The 12,612-nt window shown below is 74.8% G+C and carries 10 protein-coding genes and 1 pseudogene; 8 read left to right on the forward strand and 3 right to left on the reverse strand.

From position 1 onward, the window contains the following. Positions 1–145: 145 nt before the first annotated feature. Entirely contained in the window at positions 146–3,703 is a 3,558-nt protein-coding gene (gene putP / locus MTR79_RS19915) for a sodium/proline symporter PutP (RefSeq protein ID WP_244791592.1), read from the reverse strand. 258 nt (positions 3,704–3,961) lie between these two features. Between putP and MTR79_RS19920 the strand changes: the two genes are divergently transcribed. After that, the gene (locus MTR79_RS19920; protein ID WP_086704194.1) at positions 3,962–4,837 is read left to right on the forward strand and encodes a universal stress protein; all 876 of its coding nucleotides are present in this window, start codon (positions 3,962–3,964) and stop codon (positions 4,835–4,837) included. 307 nt (positions 4,838–5,144) lie between these two features. Here the strand turns inward: MTR79_RS19920 and MTR79_RS19925 are convergent, their stop codons facing one another. Then, on the reverse strand, positions 5,145–5,732 hold the full coding sequence (locus MTR79_RS19925; RefSeq protein ID WP_189363963.1) for a rhodanese-like domain-containing protein: 588 nt from the start codon (positions 5,730–5,732) through the stop codon (positions 5,145–5,147). Positions 5,733–5,849: 117 nt separating this feature from the next. Between MTR79_RS19925 and MTR79_RS19930 the strand changes: the two genes are divergently transcribed. From MTR79_RS19930 to MTR79_RS19955, 5 genes and pseudogenes are all read left to right on the forward strand, one after another. Next, a complete protein-coding gene (locus MTR79_RS19930; protein WP_244791594.1) occupies positions 5,850–6,005 on the forward strand; it encodes a hypothetical protein in 156 nt (51 codons plus the stop codon). Between the two features lie 310 nt (positions 6,006–6,315). Then, positions 6,316–6,602, forward strand: a pseudogene (locus tag MTR79_RS19940) (DUF1876 domain-containing protein). Positions 6,603–7,298: 696 nt separating this feature from the next. Beyond that, positions 7,299–8,291, forward strand: a complete 993-nt coding sequence (gene dhaK, locus MTR79_RS19945) for a dihydroxyacetone kinase subunit DhaK (RefSeq protein ID WP_033277060.1) — start codon at positions 7,299–7,301, stop codon at positions 8,289–8,291. 65 nt (positions 8,292–8,356) lie between these two features. After that, on the forward strand, positions 8,357–8,974 hold the full coding sequence (gene dhaL / locus MTR79_RS19950) for a dihydroxyacetone kinase subunit DhaL (protein ID WP_244791596.1): 618 nt from the start codon (positions 8,357–8,359) through the stop codon (positions 8,972–8,974). A gap of 1 nt (position 8,975) precedes the next feature. Then, complete coding sequence (locus MTR79_RS19955; protein ID WP_102637098.1) at positions 8,976–9,386, forward strand: PTS fructose transporter subunit IIA; 411 nt, start codon at positions 8,976–8,978, stop codon at positions 9,384–9,386. A 28-nt stretch (positions 9,387–9,414) separates the two neighbouring features. On the opposite strand, the gene MTR79_RS19960 is transcribed toward MTR79_RS19955, so the two are convergent. Continuing rightward, positions 9,415–10,437, reverse strand: coding sequence for a glycoside hydrolase family 75 protein (locus MTR79_RS19960; RefSeq protein ID WP_244791598.1), 1,023 nt, complete (start codon positions 10,435–10,437; stop codon positions 9,415–9,417). Between the two features lie 392 nt (positions 10,438–10,829). Here MTR79_RS19960 and MTR79_RS19965 point away from each other — a divergent pair, with 392 nt between their 5' ends. Together MTR79_RS19965 and MTR79_RS19970 are read left to right on the forward strand one after the other, a co-directional pair. Further along, positions 10,830–11,834 (forward strand): fibronectin type III domain-containing protein, encoded by a 1,005-nt coding sequence (locus tag MTR79_RS19965; RefSeq protein WP_244791600.1) that lies wholly within the window; start codon positions 10,830–10,832, stop codon positions 11,832–11,834. 172 nt (positions 11,835–12,006) lie between these two features. Then, positions 12,007–12,543 (forward strand): hypothetical protein, encoded by a 537-nt coding sequence (locus MTR79_RS19970; protein WP_244791602.1) that lies wholly within the window; start codon positions 12,007–12,009, stop codon positions 12,541–12,543. The last annotated feature ends 69 nt before the right edge of the window (positions 12,544–12,612 follow it).

Here is a 12,612-nt window from a genome sequence, read left to right on the forward strand (position 1 = left end):
CTACGCTGGACGCCCCGTGCCCTACGCAGGACGCCCCGTGCCTACGCGGGACGGCCCGTGCCCTACGCAGGACGCCCCGTGCTCTACGCGGGACGGCCCCTTCCTGCGGGGAGGCCCCCCTCGAAGCACGGGCGGCAGCCCGCCCTCACGGCTCCGCCACGAACGGCTGTTCCGTCCAGATGATCTTGCCGGTCGCCGTGTGGCGGGTCCCCCACCTGTGGGCCAGCTGGGCCACGATCATCAGGCCGCGGCCGCCCTCGTCCGTGGTGCGGGCGTGGCGTGGTCGAGGTGAGGTGCCGGTGCCGTCGGCGACCTCGCAGATCAGGGCGCGGTCGCGGATCAGGCGCAGGGAGACCGGCCCGGAGGCGTGCCGGATCGCGTTGGTGACGAGTTCGCTGACGATGAGTTCCGTGGTGAACGCCAGGTCGTCCAGGCCCCACTCCGTCAGCTGCCGTACGGCGGCCGTGCGGGCGGTGCCGACGGCCGCGGGGTCGCTGGGCAGGTCCCAGGACGCGACCCGGTCCGCCGGCAGCGAGCGGGTGCGGGCGAGCAGCAGCGCCGCGTCGTCCGGCGGCGGCCCGGTGAGCAGGGTGTCGACCACGCCCCGCCCGATCTCCCGCAGGGTGGGGCGGGGCACGGCGAGGGCGGCGCCCAGCCGGTCGATCCCCTCGTCGATGTCCCGGTCCGGGGTCTCGACGAGTCCGTCGGTGTAGAAGGCCAGCAGGCTGCCCTCGGTGAGTTCCCGCTCGCACGACTCGAAGGTCAGGTAGCCGAGCCCCAGCGGCGGCCCGGCCGGCAGGTCCATGACCTCGACCGTGCCGTCCGGGCTGACGAGGACGGGCGGGAGATGGCCGGCGCGGGCCATCGAGCACCGTCCGCTGACCGGGTCGTACACGGCGTACAGGCAGGTCGCGCCGAGGAAGGCGGCGCCCGCGGCGGCGGGCTCGTGGTCGTCGTGGGCGCCCATCAGCCCGATGACCAGGTCGTCGAGGTGGGCGAGGAGTTCGTCGGGCGGCATGTCGAGGTTGGCGAGGGTCCGCACGGCGGTGCGCAGGCGTCCCATGGTCGCGGCGGCGTCCATGCCGTGTCCGACGACGTCGCCGACGACGAGGGCGACGCGGGCGCCGGACAGCGGGATGACGTCGAACCAGTCGCCGCCGACGCCGTTCGGGGCGTCGGCCGGCTGGTACCAGGACGCCACGTCCACCGCGGAGCCGCCGGTGAGCGCCTGCGGCAGCAGCGCCTGCTGCATGGCGCGGGCGGCGGTCCGCTCGCGCGTGTAGCGGCGGGCGTTGTCGACGGCCACCGCGGCGCGGGAGACGATCTCCTCAGCGAGCCGCACGTCGTCGTCGCCGAAGGGGCCGGACCGCTCGGTGCGGGCGAAGGTCGCCACGCCGAGGGTGACGCCCCGGGCCCGGACGGGCACGACCATCAGGGAGGCGTAGCCGTACCTGAGGATGGACGCGCCGATCGAGGGGTCCTCGGTGACCCAGGGGCTGGCCTCGCGGTCGAGGGTGCGTTCGACGAGGGTGCGGCTCTCCAGGAGGCAGCGGGTCACGGGCGAGGAAGGGGCGCGCCGGACGGCCTCGCCGAGGGCGAGGCTGCCGCCGCAGCCGCCCTCCCGCGCGGACGTCTGCCCGGCGCGGCGGATGACCGGGGACAGGCCGACGGGTCCGGGCGCGGGTTCCTCGCCGCGCATCACGGTGTCCAGCAGGTCCACGGCGACGAAGTCGGCCACGGTGGGCACGGCCTCGTCGGCGAGTTCCTGCGCGGTGCGACGGACGTCGAGGGTGCTGCCGATGCGGGCGCCGACGTCGTTCAGCAGGGCGAGTCTGCTCTGCGCCCGCCACCGTTCGGTGACGTCGACGACCATGTACAGGACGCCGACGGTGGTGTCGTGCCGGTCGGTCACGCCGAAGAACGACACGGAGACCGCGCGGGCGTCCCCGGGTTCCTCCTCCTCGCTGCGGAACTCCCAGTCCATGACGGGCTCGCCGGTCTCCAGCACGCGCCGCATCTGATCCTCGAAGCGCCGGTACCGGGGGGTCGGCCTCAGTTCGGTGAGGCGCCGTCCGATGCGCCGCTCCAGGGGGATCAGCCGCGCGAGCGGTTCGTTCACCCACACGTACCGCAGGTCCGTGTCGAGCATGGCCAGGCCGACGGGCGCGCGGGTGAGGAAGGGGGTGAGCACCACGGAGCTGGTGCCGCCGCCGGGCATCCGCCAGAAGGCGCGCTTCGGCGGCCGGCCGACGTACCGCCCGAAGACGAGCGCGGCGACCGTGGCGGCGACGACGCCCGGGACCATCTCGTAGACGCTGGTCCGCAGCGGGCCGAGCAGCGGGTTGACCCAGTCCCACGCCAGGACCGTGCCCGCGCCGGCGACGATGCCGGCCATGGCGCCGGCCGAGGTCATGCGGGGCCAGTACAGCGAGAGCAGCACGACCGGGCCGAACGCGGCGCCGAACCCGGCCCACGCAGCGGCGACGATGTTCAGCAGCCCGCCCCCTCTGAGGGCGATCACGTACGCCACCACGATGACCAGGACGACGGTGGCGCGCCCCACCCAGACCAGCACCCGGTCGGGGGCGCTCCGGTGGAGGAACGCCCGGAAGAAGTCCTCGGTGAGGGCCACGGAGGACACCAGCAGCTGGCTGTCCGCGGTGGACACGATGGCGGCCAGCACCGCGATCAGCATGATCCCGGCGATCCACGGGTCGAGCAGCAGGCGGCTGAGCGCGATGTAGACGGTGTCCGGGGAGGACAGCGCCGGGGTCAGCTCGCCGATGCCGGCGAGGCCCACGAGGGTGGCGCCGGTGAGGACGAGCACCACCCAGCCGGTGCCGATGCGGCGGGCGGCGGGGACGTCCCGGGTGCTGCGGATGCTCATGAAGCGGGCCAGGATGTGCGGCTGGCCGAAGTAGCCGAGCCCCCAGGCGAGCAGCGAGATGATCGCCACCATCCCGAGCGGTCCCTCGGCCGCCCAGGACTCCCCCGAGTACACGACGCGGGAACTGAACTCGCGCAGTGCGGGCTGTCTGCCGTCGAGGGCGTCCCCGAGGGCGCCGAAGCCGCCGAGGCGGGCGATCGCGACGGCGGGCAGCACGACCAGGCCGAGCAGCATCAACGAGGCCTGCAGCACGTGCGTGAGGCTCACCGCGAGGAAGCCGCCCAGGCACGAGTAGATGACGATCAGCAGCCCGGTGAGGGTGACGCCGACGGTGAAGCGCAGGTCGAAGACGGTCTCGAACAGCAGCCCGCCCGCCACCAGGCCGCCGGCGACGTACACGGTGAAGAAGACGAGGGTGACGGCGGCGGAGATCAGCCGCAGCATGCGGGTGCGGTCCTCGAAGCGCTCCTCCAGATAGCCGGACAGGGTCACCGCGTTGCCGGCGCGCTCGGTGTAGGTGCGGAGGCGTGGCGCGACGAACAGCCAGTTCAGGTACGTGCCGACGGCCAGACCGACGGCGAGCCAAACGGAGCCGATCCCGGCCGCGTAGACGGCGCCGGGGAGCGCCAGGAACAGCCAGCCGGACATGTCGCTGGCGCCCGCGGACAGCGCGGCGACCCAGGGGCCGAAGCGGCGGCCGCCGAGGGCGAAGTCCTGGAAGGTGTGCGTGCGCGTGTAGGCCCGGATCCCCGTGCCGATCAGGGCGAGCACGTACAGGACGAACGTGACGACGATCGGCGCGCTCAGCTGGAACATGTGGTCCTCGCCCGGAAGTCCCGCGATGCGCGGCACACCCTCGGTCCGGCGGGCAAAACATGACTTCGGCGCCAAATCTACTCAGGTCAGGCCACTCCAACCAGGGGAACGCCTGCACCGGGACGTCCGGCCGTGCGGTCACGGGGACCTTCGGCCCTCTCGGCCGTACGGCGGAGAGCCCATGCGGGAGGCGCCGGGCCGGGGGAAGGTGGCTGGAGGAGCAGGGGCGGAGGCGGTACGGGAACGCGTGGAGGCACGGTGGCCGGAGTGGTGGTCGTCGGAGTGGACGGGTCGGCGTCGGCCCTGGCCGCGGTGGAGGCGGCGGCACAGCAGGCGCGGCGGCGGGGCGCGTCGTTGAAGGTGGTGCACGCGTTTCTGTGGCCCGCGATGCACGTCCCGCCGGGTCCCTCGCCGCTCGGCCCTCCCGAGGGCGGGCTGCGGACCATGGTGGAGCGGCTGCTGGCGGAGGCCGTGGAGCGCGCCGAGGCCGCCGCGCCCGGGGTGGAGGTGACCAGCTCGGTGGTGACGGGCGAGGCGCTCACCGTCCTGGAGGCACAGTCCCGGGCCGCCGAACTGGTGGTGGTCGGGTCGCGCGGCATGGGCGGTTTCGTCGGCCTGATGGTCGGCTCGACGGGGGTGCATCTTGCGGCGCACGGGCGGTGTCCGGTGCTGGTGGTACGCGGCGACGTGCGCACGGAGGGTCCCGTGGTGGTGGGCGTCGACGGCTCCGCCTCCGGTGAGCGGGCGGTGGACTTCGCCTTCCAGGAGGCGGAGTCGCGCGGGACGACGCTGGTGGCCGTGCACGCCTGGACCGCGTGGAACGCACCCGTGCCCGAGCCGCAGGACCCCGCGGAGCCGTACGCGAGCCCGCCGGGCGCCCTCGCGGAGGCGGAGGAACGACTGCTGGCGGAGGCGCTGGCGGGCCATCGCGAGCTCCGTCCGGGGGTGGTGGTGGAGCCGAGGGTGGTCCACGGCTCCACCCGCGAGGCCCTCATCGAGGCCGGCCGGGGCGCCCAGCTGACGGTGGTCGGCGCGCGGGGGCGCGGGGGCTTCACGGGTCTGCTGCTGGGGTCCGTCAGCCAGGCGCTGCTGCATCACGCGCCGTCGCCGGTGGCGGTGGTACGGGGCGGCTGACCGCCCCGCCTTCCGTGACGTGACGCGAGAGGCCCGGGGCGCCTCATCGGCGCACCGGGCCTGCCGTGCCGGCGTCGGCGGAGCCAGCGGTGGCGGGCGACGACGGGGCGCGGGCCCGGATGCGGCCCAGGCCCCACACCGCGCCCGCACCCGTCGCCGCCAGGGCGAGGAGGGCCGCCGCGTCCACCGAAGCCGGTCAGCAGCCGCAGCCCGGCGAGCGCGGACGCGCCCGTCGCGGGGGCGACCGCAACGTCCTCGTCCCGGGCGGCGGCGCGGGCGCCGCCGGGGAGCGGGAGGAACGGGAGCGTCAGTGGCCCCGCAGTGCGGCGAGGGCGCCTTCGAGGTCCGTCCCGCGCGGGCGGTTGTGGGGCAGCTTGCCGAGGACGACGGCCATGCCGCAGGTGTCGGTGAGGGCGGAGAAGACCAGCCCGCCCGCGATGGCCGCCGACAGGAGCTGGAACGCCGGGTGCACCAGCAGGCCGAGCACCAGACCGAGCAGCACCAGGGTGCCGGCGGTGAAGCGCACCTGCCGCTCCATGCCCCACACCGCGCGGGTGTCGCAGGCCGCGGGGCGCTCCAGGTCCCGGCCCTCGGACGCCCAGGCGGTGGTGCCACCGGCGAGGGTGGCGGCGGGCACGCCGTCGGCGGCGATGATCCCGGACGCCTTTTCCGAGCGCGCCCCGGAGGCGCACACGACGAGGAGGCCGCCGCGCTCGGCGGCCTGCCGGATCTCGGGCAGGGCGCGCTCGATCTGGTCCAGCGGGACGTTCACCGCGCCGGGCAGGTGCCCGGTGGCGTACTCGGCGGGGGTGCGCACGTCGATGACGGTGAAGCCGTCCAGGCGGTCGGCGGCCTGGGCGGCAGTGAGCGTGTTCGGGGTGACGGGGGCGGTCATGGCGGGTGTGTGATCCTTCTCTGTCGGCCATCGGTGGAGGGGTGGAGGCCGGCCGACGTAACGGCGGAGGCGGACGTAGAGTACCCCACGGGGTATCCGGTCGGTCCGGTCCGGCCCGTGCGGGTCGGCATCGTCACGGGCGGCGACCTGCTGCGGGCCGTGCTGCGCACCGACGGCGACATCGAGCGCGCGGTGCGCAGGGAGACGTCCTCGGGACGACGCTCTGGCTCACGCCGCGGGCGCTCGCCGTGGCCGTCGAGGACGGCGTGGTGACCCTCACCGGCAGGCTGGAACGGCGCAGCGAGGCCGACGCGGCGGTGCGGGCGGCGAGCCGGATCGACGGTGTGGTCGCGGTCGTCGACCACACCGTCGATCCGGGTCGACGACACGATTCCGGCCCGGTCGGCCGTCGAGGCCGAGGAGACGGTCGCCGGGACGTGACCGGCGCCGGGGTTCCGGTGGGTACCCGGGTCCCACGGCACGTTCCCCGGGACCTTCGGCCCCGTGCCTCGCGTCCGCCGGAGCCGGACGGTGGAGATGAGGCGACCGGCACGTCCGGGCCACCCCGGTCGAGGAGGCAGTCATGTCGCACACACTGGAATGGAAGACCGTCTCCACCTCTTCGAGGAGGACGGAACGACGAAGGCGCGCGCCACCCTCGACACCGGGACGACGAGCCTCACCGGTCACGGCGTCGCCCACCGGAACCCGGCGGACCCGGACGTCCCGGAGATCGGCGACGAGCTGGCCGCGGGCCGCGCCCTGCGCGACCTGGGCCAGCAGCTCCTCGACATCGCGGAACGCGACGTCGAGGGCGTGGGCGCGCGGACCGGCACGGAGACCGGCCCGGCCCTGGGCTGGTCCCTGTAGGCGGGAACCGGGAGCAGTCCGCAGCACCACGTTCCCCTCCCCCGCGCGCCCGCTCTCCGGGATCGGTGAAGGCCCCTGGCACCGCTCGCGGAGGTGGAGGACACCGAGGACGCGTACGTGACGGAACTGGGGTCCCCCGGCGTCAGGACGAACGACGTCCGCCGCTCCCGTCAGGGTGCCTGCCGCGTCCCCCACGGCCAGCACCCGTGCCGGCCACGCGCCCACGCTGCCCACCGTGTCCGGGCTCGCGTCCGACGTCTCGGTGAGCTTTTCCCGGTGCGGCCGTCGGGGTCGCGCCGGCGATCCGGCGTCGGAGGCCCCCGCAGAGAAGGCCGAACAGGGACGGCAGGCGCAGGACGGCGATCACCGCGACGACCGCACCCGCCGGGTGGCGTACACAGGTGCCGGTGGCCGGCGGACGAAAGGCGGCGACGCCCCCTTGGAACGCACCGGCGCAGGGCCGATCCTGAGCTGTGGCCGTGAAGGCGGCCGAGATCGTCCGGCTCGCCGGACGCCGTCTCACGTGCCCTCTCCGGGCGCAAGGCCGATACTGCCCCTGTGGGGCTCCTACCGGTACACGGCCGCCCCTCGACAGCTCAGCAGCACCGACAGCACGGACCGCTTCGACAGCCGGGCCACCGCCCGACCGGCACCACAGGTTCGACGACCCACCTGCTCAGCCCCCAGGAGGTACCCATGAAGATGCTGATAAACGTTCCGGAGACCGTGGTGGCGGACGCGCTGCGCGGTATGGCGGCGGCCCATCCCGAGCTGACGGTGGACGTGGAGAACCGGGTGGTGGTCCGCAAGGACGCCCCGGTGGCGGGCAAGGTGGGCCTGGTGTCCGGCGGCGGGTCGGGGCACGAGCCGCTGCACGGCGGGTTCGTGGGCCCCGGCATGCTGTCGGCGGCCTGTCCCGGCGAGGTCTTCACCTCCCCGGTGCCCGACCAGATGGTGCGGGCCGCGGCGGCCGTGGACAGCGGCGCCGGGGTGCTGTTCATCGTGAAGAACTACACCGGCGACGTGCTCAACTTCGACATGGCGGCCGAACTCGCCGAGGACGAGGGCATCCAGGTGGCGAAGGTGCTGGTCAACGATGACGTGGCGGTCACCGACAGCCTGTACACGGCGGGGCGCCGGGGCACCGGGGCGACGCTGTACGTGGAGAAGATCGCGGGTGCGGCGGCCGACGAGGGACAGCCGCTGGAACGGGTGGCGGCGCTCGCGAAGCAGGTGAACGAGAACTCCCGCAGCTTCGGCGTGGCACTCAGCGCGGTCACCACGCCCGCCAAGGGCTCGCCGACGTTCGACCTGCCGGCCGGCGAGCTGGAGCTGGGCATCGGCATCCACGGCGAGCCGGGCCGCGAGCGGCGCCCGATGATGACGTCCGGCGAGATCGCCGACTTCGCCGTCGGCGCGATCCTCGACGACCTCACCCCGCGCAACCCGGTCCTGGTGCTGGTCAACGGCATGGGCGCCACCCCGCTGCTGGAGCTGTACGGCTTCAACGCCGAGGTGCAGCGCGTCCTCGCCGAGCGCGGTGTCCCGGTCGCCCGGGTCCTCGTCGGCAACTACGTCACGTCCCTGGACATGGCGGGCGCCTCCGTCACCCTCTGCCAGGTCGACGAGGAGCTGCTGCGCCTGTACGACGCGCCGGTGAGTACGCCGGGGCTGCGCTGGGGTATGTGATCCACTCCGGGACAGATCAACACCGGGGCCTGGCGCCCCGGTCACCTACCACGCGAGGAGTTCCCGTGCTGGACGCCGACTTCTTCCGCCGTTGGATGACGGTCACCGCCGCGTCCGTGGACAGCGAGGCGGAACGGCTCACCGCCCTCGACTCGGAGATCGGCGACGCCGATCACGGCAGCAATCTGCAGCGCGGGTTCCGGGCGGTGAAGGACGCGCTGGACAAGGAGCCGCCCGCCACGCCCGGCGCGGTGCTCACGCAGGCCGGACGCCTGCTGGTGTCCACGGTGGGCGGCGCGTCCGGTCCGCTGTACGGGACGCTGCTGCGCCGCGCAGGGAAGACGCTGGGCGAGGCCACCGAGGTGGACCGGCAGCAGCTGGCCGAGGCGCTGCGGGCCGGAGTGGACGCCGTGATGAAGCTGGGCGGGGCGGTGCCGGGCGACAAGACGATGATCGACGCGCTGCTCCCCGCGGTGGACGCGCTCGGCGAGTCGTTCGCGGCGGCGCGTGACGCGGCGCGGGAGGGCGCGGTCGCGACGACGCCGATGCTGGCCCGCAAGGGCAGGGCGAGCTATCTCGGGGACCGCAGCATCGGGCACCAGGACCCGGGCGCCACCTCGTCGGCGCTGCTGGTCGCCGCCCTGCTGGAGGCCGGGCCCGGCGACGCGGACGGCGGTGAGTGAGGTGAGCGACGAGAAACTGGTCGGGATCGTCCTGGTGTCGCACAGCGCGGCGGTCGCGGCCTCCGTGGCGGAGCTGGCGCAAGGGCTCTCCGGCGCGGGCGCGTCGGTGCCGGTCGCCCCAGCGGGCGGCACCGAGAGCGGCGAGTTCGGCACCAGCGCGGAACTGATCGCCGCGGCGGCGGCGACCGTGGACCGGGGCGCGGGCGTCGCGGTCCTCACCGACCTGGGCAGCGCGGTGCTCACCGTGAAGGCGCTGCTGGCCGAGGGCGACGAACTCCCGGAGAACACGCGGCTGGTGGACGCGCCGTTCCTGGAGGGCGCGGTGGCCGCGGTGGTCACCGCCTCCACGGGCGCGGACCTCGCCGCGGTGGCGGCGGCGGCCTCGGAGGCGTACGGCTACCGGAAGGTGTGAGGGGGCCCGGAGTGTCCCGTACGGCGGGTCAGTCCGAGGAGTCGACGAACTCCCGGGCCAGCCGCTCCCCTTGGGTCTCCGCGGCCTCCCGGTCCTCCAGCGGGGTGACCCGGCTGTCCTTGAACACGATGTACGTCACTCCCGAGGGGGTGCCGCCGGAGCGCGGGTCCGGGTCGATGCCCAGGGACTTGGCCGCCGCGTGGGACGCCTCGCCGATGATGTCGGCCGGGCCGGTGTCGCCGACGACCGCGTAGCTGACCCGGTCGCGGTAGACGACGGCCGCGACCGATCCGCCGCGCACGCCGTGCTCGCGGTAGTCCCAGAGGGAACTGGGCGCGGGGACCACGACGTAGGGCAGCTTCTCGGAGCTGAGCGCGCGGCCGTCGGACTGCGCGAACGCGGTGGAGGAGGAGAAGTGCGGGTCGGTGGCGGCGTTGCAGTGCCGGCCCGGGCGGCCGTCGCAGTCGATGTCCATGTCCGCCTTCCAGTACACGGCCTCGCGCGTGCCGCACACCGGGACGGTGGCCGCGCGGCCGCGGTCCTTGCGGTAGCGGCCCTTGGAGACGGGGGTACAGCCGCTCACCCTGGCCAGCAGGTCGGCCGCGGTGACGGGGGCCGGTGTCGCGGGGGCCGAGGGCCCGGAGCCCGACGGGGAGGGGCCGGATTCCGTGGGGGCGGGGGTGGCGGAGCCCGTGGTCGTCGTCGCGTCGGATGCGTCGGCGTCCGGGGTCGCGGTGTCCGGGATCGCGGAACCGGAGCCGTCCGGCCCGGGTGTCGCCGGTCCCGGAGTCACGGAACCGCCGGGGTCCGCGCCCCGCGTCAGCACCTCCCGCGCGCCGTCCCGGGCGACCGGCTCGACGCGGCCCCGGTGCGGTACGGCGACGTGTGCCAGGGCGGTGGGGAGACCGGAGCCGGCCGCGGGGCCGGCGGTGACGCGCCGGGCCTCGGTCCTGGACGGACGGAGGTGGATCGACTCCGCGGCGGAGGACGCCGAGGGGGCCAGCAGTGCCACGCCGGCCACGGCGACGGTGAGCGTCTGGACACGGGACACGGTCAGATGAGCCTCTCGTCGGGAACAGGGACGCACACCCAGGGCACTTTGCCCCATTTCATCCCGACGCGAAGGGGGTGACCGCCCCGAAAGGGGCCGGACGGGGCACCCGCGGGCCGATGGGGGCGAAGGGTGCCGGAGACCCGGGCGCGCGTCGACCCGGGCCGTCCAGCCACCCGTGGCGGCGCGGGATCAGCGACGACAGCGGTCCGCGCCTCGAGCCCGAACACCCCGTCCTGCAAGGGCGGTTCGGACCGTTCCGGGTCCAGGATACGTAACCCGCCGCCGCGTTCGACCCGCACCACCCTCTTGATGCGGGCGCGTCAGCGGGCCCATATTGGTACGGACCTTTGAACGGACCGGTCCTCCGTGGACCCCCAGGAGGCGAAGTCGTGCGTGGCGTTACCCCAACCGCGTCATCGCGCCGCCTGCTCGCGCTCTGCGCGGTCGCGCTGCTGACCGTCTCCTGCCGCTGGGGCGGCCAGGACGACACGGGCGGCGAACGGCCGCCCGGGGCGCCGACGGGCGTCACCGCACAGGCGGGCAGCGCCACCAGCGTCCACGTCATGTGGAACCGCGCCGCCCCTGCGGGATCCGAGGTGACCGGCTACGCGGTGTACCGGGACCGCACCAGGGTCGAGCAGGTGCCCGCCTCCACGCACATGGTGGACGTCACCGGGCTCCGCCCCGCCACCGCCTACGTCTTCACTGTGCGCGCCCGTGACGCGGACGGCCGGCTCGGTCCGCCCAGCCGTGAGGTGCGGGCCACGACCCCCGCGGCGGCCCGGGCGGACACCGCTCCGCCCACCGCTCCCGGGGACCTGGAGGGACGCGCGGCCGGCAGCAGGGCGGCCCAGCTCTCCTGGACCGCGGCACAGGACGACCGAGGTGTGGTGTCGTACGACATCTACCAGGGCACGTCGAAGATCCACAGTGTGGGCGGCAACCAGACGGCTGCCGTGGTCACGGGGCTGCGCCCCGGCACCCGGTACGTCTTCACCGTCCGCGCCCGGGACGCGGCGGACAATCTCTCGCCGCCCGCCCCCGCCGTCCGCCTCACCACCGCCGAGGGCGCGGACGGCGGCGCCACGGCCACCGCGCCCACCGACTTCCGCGCGTCGGTCCGGAGGACGGGCGGCGCCTACGACATCGTGCTCTCCTGGACACCGCCGCGCGTCGACGGGACGGTCGCCGAGTACGAGGTCCGGCTGGACGGACGCCCCGTCACCTCGCTGGTGTACGGCGGCGAGCCACCCCGCGGGCGGGCCACGTACCGCTTCTACGCGGGCGAGGAGGCAGGGGTCACGCACCGGGTGCGGATCAGGGCGCTGCTGCCGGACGGCACGTGGGGCGCCTTCTCGGCCGAGCGGACGGTGACGACGGGCGCCGCCGGCTGACGCCGGCACATCCTCACTGAGCCGCCTGGAGGACCCCGTCACCTGCACGGATGCGGCCGGAGTGCGCGGCGGGCGGGCTGCCCGTTGGCTGACGTGGTGGCGGCACGGGCGCTCCCCGACCTCGGCGGCGCAAGGGATGTACCGCCGGCCGTGCCGCCGGAAGGCAGTCCACATGAGCATCTCGAAGCCTCTGCTCCGCCTCGGACCGACCGTGGCAGCCGCCGCCGCGCTCGCCCTGATGCCGGCCGGACCGGCGGCCGCGGACGGAATCTCCGTCAGCACCACCGGGAACACGGTCTCGGTGAGCACCACCGCGTGCACCCAGATCAACGGCCACTGGGGCACCGCCTCGCTGCTCAGCGGCGGTCAGGCGAACTTCTCGCAGGGCCGCCAGGTGGCGCTGTCCGGGACGTCCTCCGGCCAGTCCGCGGCCTGGTCCAACGTCAGCGCGGGCACGTACACGGTGATCGTGGTGTGCTCCAACGGCAACACCGCGGGCACCCAGTCCGTGGTCGTGTCCCCGGCGCCCAGCCCCTCGGCCTCCCCCACGGCGTCGCCGTCCCGCGGTGTGATGGGCGGCGTCGGCGGCGGTTCGAAGGACTACGGCACGGTCACGGCGGTGGCGGGCGGCGCGCTGGTCGGCGCCGGCGTGCTCGGCACCGTGCTGTACCTGCGCCGCCGCAACACGGCCCGCCCGACCCACCTCTAGACCCGGCGCCGGCCGCCCACGTCCGAAGCGCTCCGGTAGGGCGACCGGCGTCGCCCCCGCGCCCCTCAG

The sequence above is a fragment of the Streptomyces sp. BJ20 genome, from assembly GCF_022869105.1.
Classification (GTDB): domain Bacteria; phylum Actinomycetota; class Actinomycetes; order Streptomycetales; family Streptomycetaceae; genus Streptomyces; species Streptomyces griseoincarnatus.